Annotated in this window: 17 protein-coding genes; 6 read left to right on the top strand and 11 right to left on the bottom strand. The window is 55.8% G+C overall.

Annotation, left to right across the window (positions count from 1 at the left end; genetic code table 11):
• Nucleotides 1–262 precede the first annotated feature (262 nt).
• A complete protein-coding gene (locus tag HLH25_RS15890) occupies nucleotides 263–1,015 on the top strand; it encodes a response regulator transcription factor (RefSeq protein ID WP_182975009.1) in 753 nt (250 codons plus the stop codon).
• Nucleotides 1,016–1,236: 221 nt separating this feature from the next.
• Here the strand turns inward: HLH25_RS15890 and HLH25_RS15885 are convergent, their stop codons facing one another.
• The 4 genes from HLH25_RS15885 to HLH25_RS15870 form a co-directional block, all read right to left on the bottom strand.
• Nucleotides 1,237–2,592, bottom strand: coding sequence for an Hsp70 family protein (locus tag HLH25_RS15885; RefSeq protein WP_375288988.1), 1,356 nt, complete (start codon nucleotides 2,590–2,592; stop codon nucleotides 1,237–1,239).
• Nucleotides 2,593–2,607: 15 nt separating this feature from the next.
• On the bottom strand, nucleotides 2,608–3,210 hold the full coding sequence (gene alkB / locus HLH25_RS15880; RefSeq protein WP_246402576.1) for a DNA oxidative demethylase AlkB: 603 nt from the start codon (nucleotides 3,208–3,210) through the stop codon (nucleotides 2,608–2,610).
• A gap of 86 nt (nucleotides 3,211–3,296) precedes the next feature.
• A complete protein-coding gene (locus tag HLH25_RS15875) occupies nucleotides 3,297–3,833 on the bottom strand; it encodes a GNAT family N-acetyltransferase (RefSeq protein WP_182974997.1) in 537 nt (178 codons plus the stop codon).
• 495 nt (nucleotides 3,834–4,328) lie between these two features.
• Entirely contained in the window at nucleotides 4,329–6,377 is a 2,049-nt protein-coding gene (locus tag HLH25_RS15870; protein WP_310889125.1) for a S9 family peptidase, read from the bottom strand.
• Nucleotides 6,378–6,717: 340 nt separating this feature from the next.
• Here HLH25_RS15870 and HLH25_RS15865 point away from each other — a divergent pair, with 340 nt between their 5' ends.
• Nucleotides 6,718–7,602, top strand: coding sequence for a DMT family transporter (locus HLH25_RS15865; RefSeq protein WP_182974995.1), 885 nt, complete (start codon nucleotides 6,718–6,720; stop codon nucleotides 7,600–7,602).
• A 297-nt stretch (nucleotides 7,603–7,899) separates the two neighbouring features.
• Here the strand turns inward: HLH25_RS15865 and HLH25_RS15860 are convergent, their stop codons facing one another.
• Together HLH25_RS15860 and HLH25_RS15855 are read right to left on the bottom strand one after the other, a co-directional pair.
• Nucleotides 7,900–8,484, bottom strand: coding sequence for a class I SAM-dependent methyltransferase (locus HLH25_RS15860; RefSeq protein WP_182974994.1), 585 nt, complete (start codon nucleotides 8,482–8,484; stop codon nucleotides 7,900–7,902).
• Nucleotides 8,485–8,784: 300 nt separating this feature from the next.
• Entirely contained in the window at nucleotides 8,785–10,182 is a 1,398-nt protein-coding gene (locus HLH25_RS15855) for a bifunctional cytidylyltransferase/SDR family oxidoreductase (RefSeq protein ID WP_182974993.1), read from the bottom strand.
• A 442-nt stretch (nucleotides 10,183–10,624) separates the two neighbouring features.
• On the opposite strand from HLH25_RS15855, the gene HLH25_RS15850 reads away from it, so the two are divergent.
• Nucleotides 10,625–12,004 carry a hypothetical protein gene (locus HLH25_RS15850; protein WP_182974992.1) on the top strand — a complete coding sequence of 460 codons (1,380 nt, stop codon included), beginning with the start codon at nucleotides 10,625–10,627 and terminating at the stop codon, nucleotides 12,002–12,004.
• 536 nt (nucleotides 12,005–12,540) lie between these two features.
• Here HLH25_RS15850 and HLH25_RS15845 read toward each other — a convergent pair.
• The 4 genes from HLH25_RS15845 to HLH25_RS15830 form a co-directional block, all read right to left on the bottom strand.
• Entirely contained in the window at nucleotides 12,541–13,740 is a 1,200-nt protein-coding gene (locus HLH25_RS15845) for a glycosyltransferase (RefSeq protein ID WP_182974991.1), read from the bottom strand.
• A 12-nt stretch (nucleotides 13,741–13,752) separates the two neighbouring features.
• Entirely contained in the window at nucleotides 13,753–14,487 is a 735-nt protein-coding gene (locus tag HLH25_RS15840; RefSeq protein ID WP_182974990.1) for a glycosyltransferase family 25 protein, read from the bottom strand.
• A gap of 901 nt (nucleotides 14,488–15,388) precedes the next feature.
• A complete protein-coding gene (locus tag HLH25_RS15835) occupies nucleotides 15,389–16,321 on the bottom strand; it encodes a glycosyltransferase family 2 protein (protein WP_182974989.1) in 933 nt (310 codons plus the stop codon).
• Nucleotides 16,322–16,737: 416 nt separating this feature from the next.
• Nucleotides 16,738–16,977, bottom strand: coding sequence for a hypothetical protein (locus tag HLH25_RS15830; protein WP_182974988.1), 240 nt, complete (start codon nucleotides 16,975–16,977; stop codon nucleotides 16,738–16,740).
• 166 nt (nucleotides 16,978–17,143) lie between these two features.
• On the opposite strand from HLH25_RS15830, the gene HLH25_RS15825 reads away from it, so the two are divergent.
• From HLH25_RS15825 to HLH25_RS15815, 3 genes are all read left to right on the top strand, one after another.
• Complete coding sequence (locus tag HLH25_RS15825; protein ID WP_182974987.1) at nucleotides 17,144–17,536, top strand: hypothetical protein; 393 nt, start codon at nucleotides 17,144–17,146, stop codon at nucleotides 17,534–17,536.
• 229 nt (nucleotides 17,537–17,765) lie between these two features.
• Complete coding sequence (locus HLH25_RS15820; RefSeq protein WP_182974986.1) at nucleotides 17,766–20,114, top strand: TonB-dependent receptor family protein; 2,349 nt, start codon at nucleotides 17,766–17,768, stop codon at nucleotides 20,112–20,114.
• Between the two features lie 14 nt (nucleotides 20,115–20,128).
• The gene (locus HLH25_RS15815) at nucleotides 20,129–21,496 is read left to right on the top strand and encodes a PepSY-associated TM helix domain-containing protein (RefSeq protein ID WP_182974985.1); all 1,368 of its coding nucleotides are present in this window, start codon (nucleotides 20,129–20,131) and stop codon (nucleotides 21,494–21,496) included.
• A gap of 24 nt (nucleotides 21,497–21,520) precedes the next feature.
• On the opposite strand, the gene HLH25_RS15810 is transcribed toward HLH25_RS15815, so the two are convergent.
• The gene (locus tag HLH25_RS15810) at nucleotides 21,521–22,165 is read right to left on the bottom strand and encodes an SCO family protein (protein WP_182974984.1); all 645 of its coding nucleotides are present in this window, start codon (nucleotides 22,163–22,165) and stop codon (nucleotides 21,521–21,523) included.
• Nucleotides 22,166–22,368: the final 203 nt, after the last annotated feature.

Genomic DNA, 22,368 nt, shown 5'->3' with positions numbered 1-22,368 from the left:
ATCTGCTTTAGCCGAAATGCCCTCAGTTTGAAGTCAGGATCTGTTGATGGGGCCTGACGAGATTGTAGTCGGCGTAGCGGTTAGGGACTTCGGGGTCGAAAAGACCATCCGGCAGGCATCGGAAATGCTCTTGGCGGCTTGACATAACATATTCGTGATCATGACGGTTTGATACCCTAACCCATCCTAAAAGGATTGTTTGTGGAGGATTATACACCTATAGGTAGTAATTGTAGTCATAAACAATCAATGGTTGATGAACATGCGTGTCTTGCTCGTCGAGGGGAATGAGAGTGCGGCTCGTGGTACTTCCAGCACATTGCGCTCTGTTGGCTACATGATCGACCACGCCATGACCGGGCATGAAGCGGTCGAAATGCTCCGCCGTTACGATTATGATCTGGCATTACTTGAAATGGTTCTTCCAGATATTGACGGCTATGAAGTCCTGCGGGCAGCGAGGGCTGCGCGGCTCGATACACCCATCGTCGCGTTGTCCAGCCTGAATGGGGCGCAGGCGAAGGTCCGGGCCTTTTCAGCGGGCGCGGACGATTACATCACCCGGCCTTACGATACGCCGGAACTGGCTGCCCGCATCCAGGCCATCGTCCGCCGTTCGAAGGGATACAGCCAGCCGGTGCTACAGGCCGGAGTGGTCAGGCTTTCTCTGGACAGCCGCGAGGTTACGGTAAAGGGGCGGCTGGTCCATCTGACCGGCAAGGAATACATGATTCTGGAACTGCTCATGCTCCGAAGGGGCACGGTACTGAGCAAGTTCGCGTTTCTCGACCATCTCTATGGCGGGATGGACGAGCCGGAAATGAAGATCATTGATGTCTTTATCTGCAAGTTGCGGAAGAAATTGCAGATGGCCGGGGCAAAGGACGTGATCACGACCGTGTGGGGGCAGGGTTATATGCTGAGGGACGAAACCGATGGTGACACACCGTTGCCGCCCGCGATAATGAAGCTGCAAAGACCGTCCGAGGATCTGCCGTTGCTTGCTGCTATCTGATCACGCTCGGGGTATAAACGTATGAACCGGCATAGACGGGGGGGCGTCAATGACGCTTCCGCGTGCCGCAAAAAAAAGCAGGGTCCGAAGACCCTGCAGTTTGCGTGATGATTCGATATGCGATGCCCCCATCGCCCTTTTCTTATGGCACAGGACGAGGGTATCGGCCTTGATTTGAGTCAAAGTCGGGTGAAAAGAAGGTAAGGTTTGAAAAGGGTTTTTCAGCAGGTAGTGGTGGAGACGCCGGACTGAGACGCGGTGTTTCCCTGCATCAGGGCCAGCCCTTCGGCGACCGATACGAACTCTCCACCGCGATCGATTCGCTCGTTGCCGAAACGGGCGGAGAACAGGGCACGGACCGCCGGGACGAACGAGGTGCCGCCGGTGAGAAACACCCGGTCTATATCGGCTTCGTCCAAGCCCGCGCGCTCCAGCGCCGTAGTCACCGCGCCGTCGAATTGGGCCAGATCGGGGGCGATCCAGCCTTCGAACGCCGACCGTGTGATCGTGCGGTCGATATGGATATCCTTGTGATGGAAGCGGAGGGTGGTACTGTCGGCGTGAGACAGTTCGGCCTTGGCGGTGCCGACGGCGCGATACAGGGCCTGGCCCTGCTGGTCGGCGACCAGGGTGGCCAGCGCATGCAGGCGATCGGGTTCGGAGGCGGTGCGTGCCACGTCGCTGATTGCGCGCAGTGTGGCCGGCGTGCGCATCAGCGACAGGCGGTGCCAGCGCGCCAGGCTGGCGTACCATTCGATCGGCACCGGCAGAGGGGCGCCCCCCATGACGCGATAGGTGCTGTCGCGGCCCAATTCAGGCGAGACGACGTTGTCGATGATTCGGTAGTCGAACTGGTCGCCTGCGATTCCTACGCCCGCATGACCCAGCGGAATGGCACGGCCGATTGCTGGGTCGAAGCGCAGGACCGAGAAATCGCTGGTGCCGCCACCGAAATCGCCGACCAGGATCGTGGCCGGGGCGTCCAGCCGCCGGGCGAAGCGCCAGCCGGCGGCTTCGGGTTCCAGCGCCACCGCGATGCTGCGGAAGCCGGCTTCGGCGAAGCCGTCGCGCAGGCGCTGTTCGCCGAATGCATCATCGGGAGCGTCGCCGGCGAATTGTACAGGACGGCCGACCGTGGCATCGACCGTGGCGGGGTCGATGCCGACGGCGCGCATCAGTTCGGCGACGAAGAAGCCGACGAGGTTTTCCAGCGTCAGCCGCCGGCCCAGCAAACGCGTTTCGCGGAACGATGTCTGCGCAAGGTAGGATTTCATGGACATGATCAGGCGGCTTTCGGCCGGGTCGTCCAGATAGGCATCGACGGCGGCGGCGCCGATGGCCTGATGAACCGCCAGGCGCCCGCGCGCTTCCTCCTGCCACAGGCACAGCAGGGTGCGGCAGGTCTCGGATTCGGGATGGCCGGGAAAGATAAAGCGCGTGGTGTGGGTTTCGCCGTCCGGGGTTGCGATGACGACGACGCTGTTGGTCGTGCCGAAATCGATGCCGACACGGGGGCGGAGCGCTGGGGCAGAGGACATCATCGCGGGTGAATAAGAGCTGCGGAACGCGATGTCCATCCGTATCCTGCTGTTCTAACCGGCTCGTCGGAAGGTCAGGTTCAGTCGGGCTCGGCCGGTCAGAGGGTGGGTACCCTCGGCCAGGGGACGGATGCCGTGATGGGCCAGGCGTGCCTGGCCGCCCCAGGCCACGATGTCGCCGTGTTCCAGCGGCACGCGCTGGATTGGGTCGGTGCGCGTGGGGCCACCCCAGAGGAATATCGCCGGTAGGCCCAGCGAGATCGAGACGATCGGCTGGCCGAAATCGCGCTCATTGCGGTCCTGATGCAGGGTGAGCCGTGTGCCGGACTCATAGCGGTTGATCAGGCAGGCATCGGGCGCGAAGTCGGGGTAGCCGGCTTCGGCGGCAGCCTTGCCTGCCAGGGTGGTGAAGGCGGCGGGCATCGCGGGCCAGGGCAGGCCCGTGAGCGGATCGTGGGGCGTGTAGCGATATCCCCTGGCATCGGAGAGCCAGCCCAGGGCGCCGCAATTGGTCATGGCGACGGACATTGTGCGGCCGCCGGGCGTGGACATGCGGCGGAACGGAGCAGCCAGCGCAATGGCTTCGATCAGGGCGATCAATTCGGGTGCCGTGGCGCGGGCGCGCCCGGCCAGCAGCATGGCACCCGGAGCCAGCATGCGATCCCGCGCGCCGGACACGAGGTCCAGACCGGGGAAGGAGGCGGTTGCTGGTGGATGGGGTGGCATGTCTGGATTTTCTGGTTTCAGGGTCGGTCGGGGGGCGTGTGGTCTCCGTTGCCCAGCGCGCATTGCAGCAGCACGACATCCAGCCAGCGTCCGTGTTTGTAGCCGACCGATTGCAGCGTACCGATCGTGTGGAAGCCATGGCGCTCATGCAGGCGGATGGACGGCGTATTTGCGCTGTCGCCGACAAGGGCCATCATCTGCCGGAAGCCGCGGGCCACGCATTCCGCGATCAATGCTCCCAGCAGAGTCGTGCCGGTGCCGCGCCCTGCGGCGTGGGGGGCGAGATAGATGGAGTCCTCAACCGTGTCGCGATAGGCGATTCGCGGGTGATAGGGGCCGGCATAGGCGTAGCCGATCACCGATCCTGCCTCTTCGGCCACCAGATAGGGGTAGTTCTGGGCCAGGAGCGTTTCCATGCGCCGTCTCATCTCTTCGACGGCAGGGGGGACGATTTCGAACGAGGCGCAACCGTTCAGTACATGGTCGGCGTAGATTGTCGTGATCTCGGGCAGGTCTTGGGCATGCGCGGTGCGGATGGTGACGGCGGAAGGCATGTTGGCTGATCCGGCTGATTCAGGTGGATGCGGGGGTGTGCGGGGGTGGAAGGTATGACAATCTGACAGGAAATCTGCGGCAGTCGGGGCCGGATGTCGATGAGGACTGTGCGGCCGAAGCAGCACGCACACCGTTCAGGCCCGGCTTCTAGAGCAGGTCCTGTTTGAATGCGTGCTTTCAAATAGGTGCAGTTTCTTGTAAAAACAATAAACTAGAGCATTTCCATCGAGCCGGTTTTCGGTCGAAATACTCTCGACAAATGGCGACGATTGGATGGCTTCCAAAGACGTTGTTGGTGACACATCTCAGCGTTTTCCTTCCATCGGCTGGAACGGGCGATGGAAAGCCAATGGAGGTGAGGCACGATCTTTCACGGAGCCGTTGGAATCCCTGACTTCATCATCTAACGACAACAGAGCCTTTGGTGGGCTCTGGGTGGAACCCCGGCCTTTCCCCCTTTCCTGGCCGAGAACCGGCCAGGAAAGGGGGGGAAGTCAGTTTGTCGCGGTGGGTGCGGGTGCCTTCAGGGTGGCGGCGAGGAAGGCTTCGCGCGCGTCGTCGACATGGGCGCGCAGGATCGGGTCGGTGAGCATGTGGGTGCCGGGCAGCAGCAGCAGGTTGTAGGGGCGACCAGCGGTGATGAAGGCTTGTGTCATCTTCATGGTATTTTCGAAATAGACGTTATCGTCGGTCAGGCCGTGCATGATCAGCAGTGGACGGGACAGGGATTGTGCGTAGGTGAGGACGTTGCTGGCGCGGTAACCGTCGGGATCGTCCTCCGGTGTGCCCAGATAGCGTTCGGTATAAGCCGTGTCGTAATCGGCGAAGTCTGCCGGCGGAGCGCCCGCAACACCGGCCTTGAAGATATCCAGTCGGCGGATGGTGGCCATGGCGGTGAAATAACCGCCGAACGACCAGCCACGCACGCCGACGTGATCGAGATCCAGTTCCGGGTATCGTTTGCCGAGGGCGGTCAGGCCGTCGATCTGGTCCTGGAGCGGCAGGTCGATCAGGTTGTTCTTGATGGCCCGTTCCCAGTCATGGTCGCGGCCCGGTGTGCCGCGACCGTCCAGGCTGACGACGATGAAGCCGTGGTCGGCCATGCACTGGCTTTCAAGATACCGGCGCGGTGCATCCAGGACCTGCTTGTAGCCGGGGCCGGCATAGACCGACAGCACCACCGGATAATGCTGTCCCGGTTTGAAACCGGCCGGGCGGATGATCATGGCGTCCATGTCGCGGGTGCCGGCGCGGGTGTATTCGATATGGGGCGTCAGTGTGGGCGTTTCCGCAACGGCTGGAACGCTGGCCAAGACATGGCCGTCGGCGTTGCGCAGGGTCGTGACGGCGCTGCCGTCGGCTCCCGACAGGCTGTCGATGAAGCGCGTGTGGTTGCCATCGGCGAAGGTTGCGCCGTGTAACCCGGCTTCGGGCGTCAGCAGGACCGGCGCGCCGCCTTGCAGGGGCAGACGGTAGATTGCAGTGCGAATCCGGTCGGGGTTGGCGGTGATGGTGACCGTGCCGGCTTTGGGGTCGACATCGTCCAGCGAAACGAAGGGCAGGCTGGCGGGCGTGATCGCGTGATTGAGTGTGCCGTCGGCGTGGCGCAGTTCCAGTTGCCAATGGCCGTTGCGCTCGGCGGCCCAGAGGAAGCCGCTGCCGTCCGGCAGCCAGCGGGGGAGGGAGCGGCCGCGTCCGTCGCCGGAGGGGCTGATATTGATCCAGGCGGGATCGCGTTCGATCAGCAAGGTGGTGGTCTGGCCGGTGGCGGGGTCGACGCGCAGGACCCGCTCCTCGGTCTGGGCGCGGTTCAGCACCACCAGAGTCAGAGGGCCGTGTCCTTTGGGCCAGACGGCGCGTGCCAGATAGGGAAAGGCGGTGTTGTCCCACTGAACCCAGTGGGTGGGGCCGCCGTCGCGCGCGATCAGCCCCAGTCGGATGCGTGCGTTTGCCGTGCCGGCACGCGGGTAGCGGAATTCGACCGGTTGCGTGGCCGGGTGCTGGGGGTCGGTGATGTAATGTTTTTCGACGCCTGAGGAGTCGGCCTCCTCGTAGAGAATGGTCTGTCCGTCGGGTGACCACCACAGGCCGTCCGGCCGGGCCAGTTCCTCGGCGGCGGCAAATTCGGCCAGGCCGTGGGTCAGGGTTTCGGTGCCCCCGTGAGTCAGGCGCGTGATGTGTCCGCTGGCCAATGTCACGACATGGACATCGTTATCGCGCACCACCGCGGCATGAGTGCCGTCCGGTGATAGACGCGGGGCGATCCAGCCGCGTCCGGCGACGTCGGAGACCTTGCCGGTTGCAATGTCGATTTGCTTCAGGCGGTCGGCCTGGCTGACGAGCGCGGTTTGGCCGTTATCCGAAAGGGCGAAATCGGTAATGCCGGTGAGCGACATGCGAGCCCGTTCGCGCCGGGCTTTTTCCTCGACTGACAGGGATTCGGTGGCTGTCGGGCGGGCCAGTTCGGTCTCGGTGCCGCTTGCGGGGTCGAAATGCCAGAGATGCAGCGTGGTGTCACGCGGACCGCTGCGCAGGAACAGCACTGCGTGGCCATCTGGCGTGGGCTGCGCGTGGCGTGGCAGGCCCAGAGTGAAATTCCGTGTGGCAGCGAGGTCGGCGTAGCATTGGCCGAGGGGGGCAGCGTGTGCCGCAGCAGCCAGCAGTAGACCGGGCAGGGAGAGGGTTGCGCGCCGTATAAGGCGACGAGGCCGGAGGCCAAGGGAAAAAGGAAGCATGAGGAAGTCCGTCTGCATGTCGAAAGTACCCGACGATGAATTGACGGGGCGTCGGGCGCAAGCCGAGGTGCTTGCCCCTCGCCTGGTCGGGATCGTTTCGGTATGACACGAGGTGCCCGCCATGTGTTCGGGCAGGGAAGTCTCAAGCATGTCTACCGTCGCGCGGTTCCTGCCGCTGATTGTCATCGTTGCCATTCTGTCCTGGGCCAGTGCCTATCCTGTCGTGCGGATCGCGCTGCATGATCTGCCGCCGGTGCCGCTGGCCGCCGCACGCTATGCCATTGCGGCGATGCTGGCTGGGGGATGGCTGGCGTGGGTGCGGCCACCCTTGCCGGCGCGGGGCGACTGGCTGCGTATCCTGGCGTGTGGGGCGATTGGGATCGCACTTTATAATATCCTCTTCAATACCGGGGAAATGACCGTTTCGGCCGGTGCGGCCAGTTTACTGATTAGCGCGATGCCGCTGATTGCCGCCCTGATTGCGGTGGCGGTGATGGGCGAACGGCTGTCGGCCTGGGGATGGGCTGGGTCATTGTGCAGCTTTGCTGGGGTCGTGTTGATTGCCGGGGGGCAGGTGGGAGGGGTCTCACTCGGATCGGGAGCGACGCTCGTCTTCGGGGCGGCGATTTGCGGTGCGCTTTATACCACGTTGCAGAAGAGGCTAGTACTACGTTACGGGGCGATGCCGACCATTTGCTATATTCTGATCGCCGGTGCGGTCTGTCTGAGTCCGTGGTTGCCGCAGGCGCTGAAGGTGTTGCCGGATGCGCCTGTGCGCTGTTGGTTGGCCGTGCTGGAGTTAGGAATCTTTCCTGCTGCCATCGGCTATGCAGCATGGGCGTTCGTCATCGGTCATATGGGGGCTGCGCGGGGAGCTGGCTTGCTGTATCTGCTGCCGCCGGCCACGCTGGTTCTGGCTTTTATCCTGACGGGTGAGATTCCGAGCCAGCGAACTCTGCTGGGTGGTGCGATTGTCATGGCAGGAGTGGTGGTGACAAATACTTATGGTCATCCACGCAGGCAGGTTATGTGATGGAATATAAGGTCTATGATAGCCTGAGAGCCTGACCGAAAATGCGGTCTGGTGAGCGAGAGTGGCCCGTCATGGGCGCGCGTCGGATCGCCACCAGGGCGCATATTCGGTCAGGCTCTGACATGAGCAGAGAAGAGTGAGTATCTGTTGATGCGTATCGCGGCGCTTGAGGGTGGTGATGAGCATCGTTAACGCTGCTCATCACCCAATTCATATATCCAGCGATCGGGAATATGATCGCTAGATCACTGTTCTGATGAGGAATATTTTGTTCAATTTTCTCTCACCGTGATGTGGCTATTTTATTTTTATAGCATACAACTGGTATAGCGGCATATTGGCTATAATTTGTAACCTGTTGCGATATATATTTGTAAATGCGTCTATTGCCGGCTTTGGAGTGTCGTTGAAGTCGTTGGAACAATATTTAGGATCGAACCAGAGATAGTCATCAAATACAAGAAAGCCGCCGACTTTCAGGAGGTCGAGAGCGAGGATCGCATCATACAAGACATCTTGAGATGTATGTGATCCATCCACGTAGATAAAGTCGAACTTGCCAGCATGGCCTTCTGATAAAAGTTTTATGAGATATTCTTTTGATTTCGATTTTATTTTATTTATATTTATACTATTTTTTGAATTTGAGATGAAAAAATCAATATTATTGTCAAATCGCTGTTCTACTTCATAGTCTTCCCAAATATCTATGCATGTTATATCTATGTCATTTTTCGCCTTTGCGATCATATAACAGGCTGATCTGCCTTCATGTGATCCGATTTCGAGAAAAAATTTGGGGGATTTCATAGAGGAAAATATAATATCCCATGAAGGAATACTCCTGCTGAACCAGTCTTCTGTGAAGGATGCCGTTTTCATACTGTCATATTCCTCGTGGAGAAAATAATTTTATGAAATAATGTATATATACGCATGATGATGCAAGAGACATTATTTTCTTGGGAATTGTAAGAACCCGTTTGAAAATGTGTGTGGATGGTGATCCGCCGTGCCTTCCTGCCTTCCTGCCTTCCTGCCTTCCTGCCTTCCTGCCTTCCTGCCTTCCTGCCTTCCTGCCCACCTGCGCGCAGTGCCAGAAAGACTCTGACAAAGCGCGCCTTGCGAGGCAGTGATATCCTACGGGTATCCTGAAGCCATTGAATTATCTTATGATAACTGTCAGTTTTTTTCGTCCAAACTTAATTTGACGCCAACGATGAGGCCTGTTTCGGGCAACAAAAGAGTCTGTAGTGTTTTTCTTGCGACCGCGTCGGGCGACAAAAGCGTGGAAGGGGTCTCTACACCAAAATTCTGTATTCGCATGGGGGTGTCGGTGCGCTCCGGGCAAATGCAATGAACTCTTATGCCGTCTTCCTGCCACTCTTCTGAGAGGGCCTGAGAAATGTTTACAACCGCTGCCTTCGTGGACGAGTATACGGCATAAAGTGAGCGCCCTCGCGTATAAGAACTGGATGAAAAATTGATCAGGCAACCTTGGGAATGTAAGAGGTGTTGTCGCGACATGAGGGCAACGTTGATTGTTCCCATATAATTCGTATCCACCATTTCCTGAATTTTCTGATAGGAAGAAAGTGAGAATTCTTCTCGGAACATGATTCCGGACGTGTTGATGACAGCATCTATTGTCCCTACCTTCTCGCGGATCTTTTCAAGAAAAGAAGATATGGATTTGATGTCCGAAACGTCGACCGCATTCTCGGAGCGACTGGCCGAGAATGTGTTTGCTCCATAACTCATCGCTATATCACGGATGGATTTTCCTATTCCGCTTCTTCCACCAAAAATGACGATGTTTTTTTCTTCAAGATTTTTTAAATCTTCTTTAAAATCTATATTTTCTTTATCCATATAGATTAAAGTTTCTGCCATAAAGATATCTATGGGATTTGTTATTTTTATATTTCTTTCATCTCCGTGAACGACGGCCATATTTACGTCGGGAAACATGGATTTGACGACGCCGCAGTCACATGTGAACGTATTGAAATCAGTGCCTTCTCTTATCTTATCGTATGCCTTCTGCAGGAGGTTGAGGTGGAACCCTTGTGGGGTTTGTCCCCGTCGTAGTGTGCTCCGGTCGGGAAAAGCAGACGCCATGCTTTCATGGTCGACAACGACGATCGTGTCGGAAGATGGAATTGCCGTATCAACGGCGGGAAATTTTTGCAAAGCTTCGACGCAGGCTGACAATATTTTTTCGCTTACAAAAGGACGAACGGCGTCGTGTATGAGAATATTTGCATCTGAATATTGATATTTTGAGATCTCGTTCAAAGCAGACAGGGTCGATTCGACTCTGCTATTGCCTCCCGAAACGATGGATTTTATTTTTTTCCATTTATTATTATTTATCATATTGGAAATATGAAAGAAATAATCGCTTATTGAAACAATTATTATTTCGTCTATATTGTTTGATTTTTCAAAGATATCAATTGTGCGCTCGAGAATCGTGCGACCGGATAGTTTTGTAAACTGCTTTGGAACATCGCTGCCAAACCGAGTGCCGCTTCCGCCCGCCAGAATGATAGCAACAGTTTTTACATTGCGTTCCATTATATATTCCGACACTTTCAAAATATTCATCAACGATGACCGGAAAAGCTGGGTAGTCGAAGGTTTTGCGATATCGTGGCAAGATCATAGCAGCCTGGACGATCATTGTCCTCCCCCGTCTCCCTGGATTTTGGACTTGTGCCGACTGATCGTCTGACCGGGGCCTATCGGATGCTTTGAGAAGTTGCTTCAAAGCTTGGACGGTGAGGCCCTGACGGCGGCTTTCTGCCAGCGCCATTGTCCACAGGGCTTCTACTCCGAACCCTCGCAAACCCCCGCCAGACTGGTGACGGGCACCAGGCTTCCACTCAGCATCGGGGCTGTATGAAATAGTCTCCGATCCTAAAAAGAAGTGGGCTTCGGATCGATGAAGGGGGGTTTTGAATGCGTCTGGATTGGATTAATATTTGTCAGAATTTACGAAAAATTTGGATGGTTCATCATGTCTGGAAACGAAAATCAACTTGCTTTGGTTCTTAATTCCATGTCTCGTGCTATTTTAACTTTGTCTGAAAAGCAAGAAAATATACAAAATACTATTGTTGCATTCTCTAATATTTTGATAGATATGAATAATCAAGTCGTTCAGTCAAGGAAATTTATTCAGGCGTTATCGGCTTCGCAAAAAAAATCATCTCCACAAAAAATAAGATGCGTTTTTATTATTCAGCTTATCGAGCAATGGGACGCATTGTTTCCCTTGTATAAGGAAATGCTGCGCAATGATTATTTTGACCCAATCGTCGTAACGCTCGATCGCCACCTTGGAGGAGACGGATATTTTTGTGGTGAGCAGCGCGTCAGCGACGAGCTTATGCGGCTTAACATTCCCCATCTTCGCTTTGACATGGAAGATTCTTTCGCGGCGTTAGAGATTCTTCGCGATCTGGCTCCAGATATCGTTTTTCGCCAGTCGCAGTGGGACAATCTTTATCCTCCTGCCTTTTCGTCCGAATATCTGAGTTTCTCCCGGATTTGCGTTGTTCCGTATGGCGTTATCATCCTTGAAAAATATTCTACGAGTGGTGATGAGGAAGAAAAGCCGAATGCACTTTCGTGCGATACGCCGTATCATAGAAGAGCCTGGAGAATATTTTGCGAAACAGAATATGCGTTGGAAAAATTTCAGTCTTTTCAACATTCTGTACCAGGGAAATTGGTTCTATCGGGATACCCAAAGTTTCAGAGCCTTCTTGACGAAGCGCCTGCATGGCCGTTTCCCGATCGTCAGCAGTCGGGACAACGGCCGTTCCGGGTCATCTGGTCTCCTCATCATTCCGTCAAGGACGCATGGTTGAATTTTGGAACATTTGACGAAATATACGAAAACTTTCTTGAGTGGGCTGCTTCGTCACCCGACATGGAATTTGTTTTCAAACCGCATCCGGAACTGCTCAAAAGCGTTGTCAATCGGCGTATTATGACACAGGAGCAGGTCGACCATTTTATGAAAAAATGGCTGTCTCTTGAAAATTGTACTTGTGCAGACGGACGGTATGGCGGCCTGTTTTCGGCTTCAGATATTATGATCACAGACGGAATTTCGTTCCTTGTTGAGTATCCGATATTCGGCAAGCCTCTGGTATTTTTTGACTCCGGCCGACATGCGCCGCTTAATGACATTGGAAGACTGGCCAAATCGTGTGCGCATGTCGTTCATGATTTTTCAAGCATGAAGACTATTGTATCAAGTTATAAAAATGGAACTCTGCAAGACCCTTACGCTGAAAACCGCAAAAAATTAATGAAGGTTCTCTTTCCGTTTGAAAAGAGGGCAGAAGAAATAATCATAGAGAACATCGTGTCGAGTTTTAAACCATAAGCTGGATCCTGGTGGTCGGTGCGGCGCGGCGGGCATTGTTCAGTAATGTGAGGAAGGAGGACTCTCTCCGGTCGCTTTCGCTCATCAATGCATATTTCGTGTCGGATCTATGGAGGTAAGGGTGGTACACCATCCCTGTGCGTATAGCCTGGGTGGCGATGGAGCGTCGTCTTCACGAATAAGCTCTGCCTGGGCATGAGTTGATGAGTGAGAGTCTGTCAGGGATATGCTCGTCGTGTGTTGTAGAGCATCGGAATGGCCTTGATGGCCGGCGGCCGTGAAGCATAGGAAATACGCGCCTGATCGCCTCTATTATGTGTTTTCAGGCGAGGGTTTCAGTAGACCCTACCCGGTCGGTCCGGAACACGCATTTTCCGGATTTCGATGCTCGGTGTCCCATCTCCATCGTATAATGGAGATGGGCGTAACGTCTGGTTCTTTTTCAGGGGCCATGTCGCTATTGGCTGCCATAAAAGCCATCTGGTATTTTTTTCTTTAGAAACATGCCAAGCATTGATTCGGAATAAATCAAATTTTTATATGAATTTTTCTATGATTTCTTTAACGATGTTAGCCTCATGTTCGTTTTCATATAAAAGCTTGGCCGCCTTATACGTGCTGCTTGCATACCGGTCATAGTCATTGACGATTTTTTTCAGGGCCTCAAATATGTCAGAGACCGTCCATTCCGCGAAATCTTCAAAAAGAACGTGTTTTTTAGAGAGAAAATCTGCGCTTACGGAGTCTCTTGGGACAATAACCGGCGATCCACAGGACAAAGCCTCACGGACCAAGCCTGACCAGGATCCTTTGTAGGCGACTGGTTCATAGGGACAAAGGACGATATCCAAGGAATCAATGAATGCATTCCACTCATCTACTGTGAGAGGTCCTTCTACCAGTTCTATACGCTGATCGAGTTGCGTCAACTCGCGCAATGCCTGCTGGACATCATGCATTTCATCAGGAGATGAATGATGGAGGCGGAATCTTACATTGTCCCACCCTGTTTCCTGAAGAAAATTGCAAAGAATACCGACCATATGGTGGTAGCCTTTTTGGTAGCGCTGATGCCCTCCGAGCCCGACGGTTATAATCTTTTTCCCGGTTCGATTTTGGGGGGGAGACAATATACTGAGTGGATTCGTGAGAGTGAAAACAGGTTGTCGTAAAATGCGGCTATAAATATCACTGACCTTGGGGTCGAAAGATATCAGGTTAAAATTCAATTTCTCAGGTTTTGGTAAAATATCTCCGATATAAAGCCATAAATTGTCCACGATATTATCGCTATGTTCGGTGTAAGTCTGCTCATTGAATGTAACGCTTGTTTTGAAAAAGACTTCGGCAATGATCGTGGGGGCATCCGGCCCCAAAGACTGTGCCCATTGATTGAGTGCGAGTAACTGAGCCGGCAAAACGGAGTTCACATAGATGATGTCATCGGAGCGAATGCCTGAAATGCCCATCAGTTCTTCAAGCGTCGCTTGCCTGACTGTTTCCATGGCCGTAAGAGCTGATCGCATGGACTCCAACTTCGACGGAGCCCAGTAGGCATGGTAACGGAAATAGGGAACCGCATTCAATTCTTCGATGAGATCAGTTTCAAGAGAGCTGTTTGCCAGGATTTTGACGGGGATATTAGCCTCTTCGGCCATGCCAATTATGCGTTTGCAGAAATTATAATGATGTCCGGCCGTTTTGATCAGGCTGCAGTCGAGATAAATAAAGCGCATTGTATTTTTATCCTATATGGAAACGGACGGCTTTTCTTCCATCATTTCCTTGAAATAAGCTTCTGTACTGTTGGCGTTTCCGGTAATGGCGATTGGTGGAAAGGCGGAAAATGCCTGGATATGGGGGTAGAGTATGGACATTAGTCCATCAAGGCTGAATGCCTGGTCTGTGTGGGAGAAGGGACGCAATGGTAGGCAGGCTTCCAATAGCCGCTTGGCTCCTCGTGGAGATATTGCGTAGCAATAGATGCCTTGAGCATGTAAGAGTGGATAAGCGTTTGTTTCCACAGAGCGGTTACGCCATGTAAAAGCCGCGTCGCGCATTTTCTGATGGTTAAAACTCAAACCGCAGGGCGAGACGCCCGGTAGCGCATTGATGAGGCAGGGTGATTCAAAGTTATAGCCAAAAAGAACGATGTCCCAGTCATCATTCAATGTTTCGAGTATTTTTTGGCATTGCTCGGGGAAATTCTGGCATAGAAGCGCATTGTCTTCCATGATGAGCAGCGAAGCCTGCTGTGAAATTGCGGATGACCATAGAAGTGTGTGTGATAAAATCTGGCTTAAATTCAAAGGAGTGCAATGAAAATTTTCATGTATAAGGCCATTATTGATAAGACCTTGCCTGTCTTCTTCTTTATATATTATGGCTTCGAAGCGTTCGATGTTGGGGAGGTGCTCATTTGACTGTCTGAAGATGGTGTATTGACCTCTTGCATCCTGTCGATTTATAACAATGAATTTCATTCTGGGGTCCTTATTGAACAATAAACAATCTATGCAAAAATGTCGAAAACGACTCATTTCTTATTATATATCATTATTTTATTTGTGTCCAGAAAGTGCCTATAGGGTGTCGCCTCGTCTCTTTGCAATATCGCTTTATACAGGGGGTGTGGCTTCTATTTAAGCCCTGTCTGCAAGGTTATTTTGCGGATGATCCGACGCGGAATTTCCTATGTTTTCTTGATATTCGTCAATACATACTGATTATTCCGTTATACGACACGTTAGCTCGTCTGTTCTTAAGCCTGAACGGTGTCGATTACGTCCTCTCGGCTGACGATCGGATCGTCGCCGACGGAGTGATGGATGGCCGGTTACTGGCCGTGAGCACCGAAGCGCAGGAAACGCGCGGAGGACACGCCACCAGGGCGCATTTTCGGTCAGGCTCTGAAAGAGGTTGGAATCCTCACGTTGCGCCATCTTTTCAATGTCCTATGCTTGTCATCCGGGGCGCCATCCCCCCGGTATCTGTTCAGGGCACAAGGAAAAGAAGGGGTGGCCTTACTCTAACTCGGCCCGTCATGGCGTGGAAGATCCCGACCCGTCCCCTTCCTGTTGAGCCGGGGGTGGACACCCTCGGCTCAACGGTCCTTTATCGCACACGGCGACAGCACAGTCATAAGACAAGCAGATCCTGTTGAATGCGTGCATTCAAATAGGTGAAGATTCTCATGAAAACAATGAACTAGAGCATTTCAACCAAACCGGCTTTCGGTGGAAATGCTCTGGCATCGCGGTGTTCCATCAACGTACGAACCATTTTGGTATTCAACGGTGCATGAGCGAAGCCCAGTGGACGACGCTCATGCCGCGGATGATGTGTGGTTTCAAATCGAATAACGAGGTACCAGTCGTGGATAGATCAGAAATTTCTTTTTTCAATCTTGGCGGCTATTTCTGAGATGGCCTTGGACATCGCGATAATACTCATTCCTAATACGTGCATGTGATTAAGTATCTGATTGGTGTAGTGAGAATTTATGGATTTCCCGTGAATAAATGTGGCCTGGAAATCGGTCAGGTTGTCGCCGTTGTTTATGGCGTTTCTGATAACGTTATTTCGGTAGGCCAGATGATAGTCGAATTTCTTTTCATGTCGGCTGGTGTCGGAAGCGGTGCCCGTCGGCTCCCTGTGATGATAGGAGCATAGAAAGTCTTGTATGATTCCGATCTCACCGCGCATTATAAGTCTTATGAAGAGATCATAATCTTCATAATGCTGCATGTTTGTATTGACGTTTCCAGAAAGATCAATCAGCTTCCGTCTGAATAGGAAGGTGATTGGAAGTATGACGCCTATATGGGAAAGGTAGATGCTGACATCCACCAAGGTTCCTGTTTTTTGACCTCCCGTATCGGTCTTTTCTTTTGTGATGATTCGATCGCCGTCGACGTATTCGTAGACGTCATAATTACTTGTTGTTACGCCGCAAAAGACATCATCTTTGTCAGCATCAAGATACGAAACGGTTTTCTCCAGGAAAAGAGGTTCCAGAGTGTCATCATCATCATGTATGAGGATATAGTCTTCTGTTGCCACGCCGATCCCAAGTGACATGGCGCCCCCACGACCATATGAAATGGGGAGGTTTATGGACGTTATTTTTTCAGAGAATTTCTTTTCATATGGTTGAAGAATGGGCTTCAGTTCTTCGGCGTTTCCACCGTCGTTGATAATATAGATGTGCCAATTGCTGAATGTTTGACTTGAGACAGATTCGAGAGCCCTTTTGAGAAAAATCGGCCTGTTTTTTGTTCTTATAATGATACCAACCTTACTTTTCCTGGCTTCCATAAGATGATTTCTCCTGCGCGCCATTTTTAATGAATGGTATATTTTGTCAGAATTTCGTCGCGTTGTCGATTGTGAGTAGACGAAATTTTTTCTCTATTTATTTGAATAGAGTGTCCGAGCGCATTTAAAAATAGAGGAACAGTTTTGGATAATGAAAGCAGAGTATGCCAAGACCGTCTTGGTCGGGACATCATTGGCGGGACTCTTTCCCGTGATGCTGCGTATTTGCATGCGGGATCTGTGGAGGAATGTAGGCCGGCGAGCGAGAACGGTTCGCAAGGACCGGCGTGAGGCTTATCAGTCTCAGGATCGTCCGAAGACCCATGTGCCGGTTAATCGGGTTGTATGCTCTGTTGACGGCTCGCTCTGGCGGTGCCTTCGGCTGTGGACCGACCGAAAGCACCGCACGGCGGAGATCAGATCTCTTCTTCTTCTTCCTCGCCGTCGTCGCCATAGACAGGCTCGACGGTGATGGTGTCGTTGTTGCCGGCGCGGAGGGTTTCGGCGTCGCGTTCGGCTTCCTCTGCGGTCTCGTAGAGCTTGCCGTCGTCCGGGTCGTCGTTCCAGCCTGCTTCCGGGTCCCAGAACTGCACCTCGTCGTCGCCGATTTCCCGTATCACGAGATAGCCGACGATCACGTCGTTTTCGTCTTCCATGATGTCCCCCCTTCTTCCTGCTGGACGGCCGACGTATGGACGATGCGGCTAAAAAAGGAAGGGAAAAAATGGCCCGCCGGCGAGATGGGGGCCGGTTCCTGCATTTATGACGGTTCGGATATGCTAGGCAGGTCCGCGGAAAGGCCCTAAGAGCGAACTTATGGGCATGATGCGCGACAGCAAGGCGAGGTGGCGGGCCGCATGGCCGCTGGTTCTGCTTGCGCTGGTCGCGCGGCTGACGCTCGGCGGGTTGGCGAGTCCGCAGGCCGTGTTCGACGATCCGCTGGCGCAACTGGCCAGTCTGTCGGTGTTCTGTGACAGTGGTCATCCTGCGGCACCGGGGCCTGATGGGTCGCATCACGGCGGTAGTGGGCAGGCGGACGGCTTCGTGCTGTTGGCCGAGGCGCTCGACACGCCGGCCTTGACCGTGGGCAGTGTCGCTTTCGTGGCGTGCACTGTCATTGCCATAGGGATGGGGTGGGTGTTCCCTCCTGTTCGCGGGCCGCCCTTTCGGCATCGTTTCAGCCTTTATCCTCAAGGACCACCCGCCCTGGCCTGAGAGCCTGTTCGGTCATGCACGCTGGCGGCGATCCGACGCGCATTTTCTGGTTTTGGTGCTTGTGGTCATATGGCCGCCGGCTTTGAGGCGCGGGAAGGCACGGTGGAGGTGACCTCGGTGGGGCGCTTTCGTTTGCCAGCCCGTATCTCGAATCAGGTTCTGAATACGTTCTCGTGACCATCGTGCGCTGTGCGGTGGGCTTTCGTATCGGTCTTTCAGGTCTGAATTCATGTCCATCAGAATTGTCCACGCAGGTGGACCGGGGTTGGTGGCCGGCGCGTTGGCGCTGGTCTGCGTGCATGCTGCTTTTGCTCAATCGGTCGAGGAGAGGCGCCCGGCTGTCGTGCCGCATGATCGAGGGCGTCTCGCGCGTGCTGTGCCGGTTGCGCCCGTTGCTTTTGTTGCTCCGGCGGGAGAGCGGATGACCGTGCGCGGTTCGGGGCGGGGGGCAGCGACGGTTCGGCCGGCGGGGCAGACGACCTACAGTGCCGAGCGGGGCAGCTTTGCCAATCAGGTGGGGCAAAGTGTTGCGGATATGGTCGTGACCATTCCCGGCGTCAGCTTTGTTGCGGGGAACGGGCCGCGTGATGTCGTGGTGTCGGTGCGTGGGTCGGGGGATCGGCAGTCTTACGGGCTGAAGAACCTTCAGGTACTGGAAGATGGCTTTCCGGTTACCCAGCCCGATGGCACGGCGCGGTCGGATCTGATCGATCCGCATGCCTATGAGGGGGTGGATGTCTTTCAGGGACCGGCTTCCACCGTGTACGGGAATTATGCGATCAATGGGGCGATCAATTTCCGCACTCGCACCGGTGCCGATATCCATGGGCTGGAACTGGGGTCGGATTTCGGCAGTTTCGGCATGTTCAATCAATATGTCACGCTGGGTGTCGGCGGGCGGTCGTATGATCTGGCGGTCTTTGGCAGCGACGTGCGGGGGAATGGCTTCATTGCCAACAGTCGCTATGCGACCTCGACCGAGAATGTGCGCTTGCGCGTCAACCTGACGGAACGGGATCGGTTGATCCTGAAATTCGTCAATAACGTCACGGATGCGTTTCTGCCTCTGCGGCTGTCTCTGGCGCAGTATCGGCTTAACCCTTATCAGCAGGGCTGTGCCGTTGCCGCGGATGCGGCGGCGGGGTGTGCCACGGTGAATCTGCTGGTCAATGGCCATTATGGCGCGACCGTCGCCCGGACCCCGCAGCAGGCGGGGCTGGGCCGGTTTGACCGTCGGACCATCGTCGGTCTGCGCTGGGAGCATGATTTCGACAGTCGGACGACCTGGCGCAACCAGTTTACTTATGATCAGCGCCATATCGACCAGCCGACTTCTGTTGCCAGCTATGTGGGGCCTTATAATTCCTACAATGCCAGCAGCGATGTGACGAACCATGCGCGGCTGGGGGCAACCAGCCTGACGACGTTCGGCGGTATCAGTTTCGATTATCTGGATTTCGGATCGCAGGTTTATAACGTCACGCCGGCAGGCGGGGCGACGCGCGGGGGGTTGAACGGGACATCGTACGGGCATCAGTGGAATCTTGGCGCCCGGTTCCAGGAGGACTGGCAGTTCGCGCCGCAATGGCATGCGGTGGTCGGGTTGGGAGGGACCTATTCCGATCTCGGGGCGATCCAGAACCTGTATAGCTACAGTGCCGCCGGGCAGCGTGTGACCGGGATTACGGCCAATCGCTTCTTCTTCAATCTCGCGCCGGAAGCGGCGCTGATCTATGCGCCGGATCGCGACTGGACGCTGCATGCGCGCGTCGGCACCGCCTATGCCACGCCGACGACATCGAACCTGTTCGTGACCCCGCAGGGAAATTATGGCAACAATACCCATCTGAGGAGCGAGACCAGCGTGGGGGTTGACCTGGGGGCGGACTGGCATCCGTTTGCCGGGCTCGATCTTCAGGCGACGGGGTTCTACGAATTCTATCGCAATGAGTTGGTCAGCCAGTCGGCCGGGGTCGATACGGTCAGTTCCTTCACGTTCAATGCTCCGGCGTCGCAGCATCGGGGTGTCGAACTGGGAGCGGAATGGACGCCGCTGCGCCGTGCTCTTCCCGGCGGACGGATCAGGCTGAGTTATACCTACGACAACCAGATCTATACCGATTACACCGAGGTGATGTCCGGCAGCGGGGTGTCGCGCGCGTTCGATCGAAGCGGCAGGCGGATTCCGGGCGTGGTTCCGAATTTTCTGAACGCCCGCTTTCTCTATGACCAGCCGGACGGTCCGCTGGAGGGGCTTGGCGGGTATGTCGAGGTGACCTGGCGGAGCGATTACTGGCTGGATAATGCCAATCGATTGCGGGCGCCTGGTTATGCTCTGGTCAATCTGGAACTGCATTACGACCCGCCGAAACGCCTTGGCTGGGTGCATCGGCTGCATGCGTATGTCGAAGTGCAGAATCTCGCCAACCAGACTTACGTGGCTGGTGCGGCGAACATTGCAGATGTGTTGCGGGCCGATGGAACGCAGGCAAGGGCGGCGGTGCTGGCGACGCGGACCGGGTCGATCTATGCCGGGTCGCCGCGCGCCGTGTTTGGCGGCGTGCGGGTGCATTTTTGACGGAGGGCATGGTGATGCGTGAGGGACGAGTCGTCTTCTGGCCCCAATATCGGACGGTCTGGCGCTGGCATATGCTGGCGGGGCTGTTCTGCCTGCCCTTCGTTGCCTTTCTGGCGCTGACAGGCACGATCTATCTGTTCAAGCCTCAGATCGATGATCTGATCGACTGGCGCTATGACCATCGTGTGGCGCCGGGGATGGTGGCTCCCGCGTCGGCGGAGGTGCGTGCGGCGCTGGGAGCGGTGCCGGGAAGCCGGTTCATGGCTTATGAACTGCCTCGTCCGGCGCATGGCGCGGCGCGGGTGATCGTCCTGCGGGGTGACGAGGCGATCCGGGTTTATGTCGATCCGTCGTCGTTGACGGTTCTTGGGCAGGTGCCTGAAGAATCGCGGTTCGAGCGGCTGGTGTTCAAGCTGCATGGACAATTGCTGCTGGGCAATACCGGGTCGGTCATCATGGAGATGGTGGCGTCCTGGACGATCGTGTTGATCATGACCGGTCTTTATCTGTGGTGGCCCCGTGGGCGAAGGGGGCTGGCGGGGATTGTCTATCCGCGGCTTGGGCTCGCCGGACGGGCGCGATGGCGGGATCTGCATGCGGTGAGCGGATTGTGGCTGTCGCTGGTGCTGGCGCTGTTTCTGGTTTCGGGCCTGCCCTGGTCGTTCGTCTGGGGGCATGCACTGCAATCGGTCGAGCATCGGGTCGGGCGCCTGATGACGGTGTCGGATTGGGAAATCGGCGCTGTTCCCGTTCGCGATACGATCGCGGGGCATCCGGTTGCGGCTCCTGCCGGCATGGGGGGCATGGCCGACATGCCGGGTATGGAGATGGGGGGCGGGCAGACGGTGGAACCGGACGGTCTTGCCGGGCTCGATGCCGTGGTCGCGACGGGTGTGCGGCTGGGGTTGCCGGCACCGGCTCTTGTGACGCCGCCCGCATCGGCGGGAGCGCCATGGGAGGTCCGGTCGGATACGCAGGATCGGCCGTTACGGGCCAGTGTGCAGATCGGAGCGGATGGACGTGTGCTGGCGCGCCGGGATTTTGCCGGCAAGGGGCTGGTTGATCGTGTGGTCGGTTATGGTGTGGCGGCGCATGAAGGGCAGTTGTTCGGCTGGCCTAACCAGTTGCTCAACCTGCTGGTGGCCAGCGGGCTGGTGACCATGACTATTGCCGCGACCATTTTATGGCTGCGTCGTCGGCCACCTGGCGGTTGGGGCGTGCCGGCTGCCTTGCCGGACCGGCGGGTGGGAACAGGGGCCGGTCTGGTGATGCTTCTGCTGGGGGTGTTGCTGCCGGAGTTGGGCGCGTCGCTGCTGCTGCTGGCGATAGCGGCGTGGATGACCGGACGTCGTATTCCGCCTGACGGATCGGGGCGTATTTGAAAGGGTGAATGGTCCGGCAGGATGTCAGGCGTTGGGCAGGAGGGTGCGCAAGCGATCGGCGATGCTCTGGGGACTGGAATCGACGGGGAATATCGCCGCGAGATGGTTGTTGCCGTCCATCAGATAGAGGACGGAGCTGTGATCCATCAGATAGGCGCTGTCCGCATGGCTGGAGGTGGGGGTGTGGCGGCGGGCCAGGACGTGGAAGGAAGCGAGCACCGGCTCGATCTGGGCGGAACTGCCTGTCAGCCCGACGATACGGGGTGAGAAACGGGCAACATAGTCGTGGATGACCGAGGGGGTATCGCGCGCGGGATCGACGGTGACGAAGACCGGTACGACGGAGGCGGCGCGGGGGCCGAGCTGATCCAGCGCGGCGGTGACGGTTGCCAGCGTCAGCGGGCAGATATCGATGCAATGCGTGTAGCCGAAATAGATCAGTGTGTAGCGGCCGTGGAAAGCGGCCTGGGTGATGGGCTGGCCCTGCTGGTCGGTCAGCGCATATGGGCCGCCGATGGTGGGGTGAGGGCGGTCCAGCACCAGCGTGCGCAATCCGGCGGCGGCCAGAAGAAGGCCGAGCGCGGCCACCGTGAACAGCGCCGCGCGTGTCCAGGGGCGGCCCCGTGTGGACGGGGAGGAACGGAAGCGGGGCGGGGTCTTTTTCGGCATGCCTCTTGTCGTGCGGGGCGATGAAGCGTTGCATATTACTTGTTTTTGCAGTGGATTGCGACTCCTGCGGCGAATCCCGGCGCGGGGATGGCCCTTTGTGACAATTCAGTGCCTTAACGAAAAAACATGCTTCGCCAGGTTTCGGCATGTTTCCATTGGCAGCGCAGAGAGGCCCGTCCAGGCGCGCATCCATCCTGAAAAAT

The organism is Gluconacetobacter dulcium (genome assembly GCF_014174165.1).
Lineage (GTDB): Bacteria > Pseudomonadota > Alphaproteobacteria > Acetobacterales > Acetobacteraceae > Gluconacetobacter > Gluconacetobacter dulcium.
This window is presented reverse-complemented; position numbering and strand designations above follow the sequence as displayed.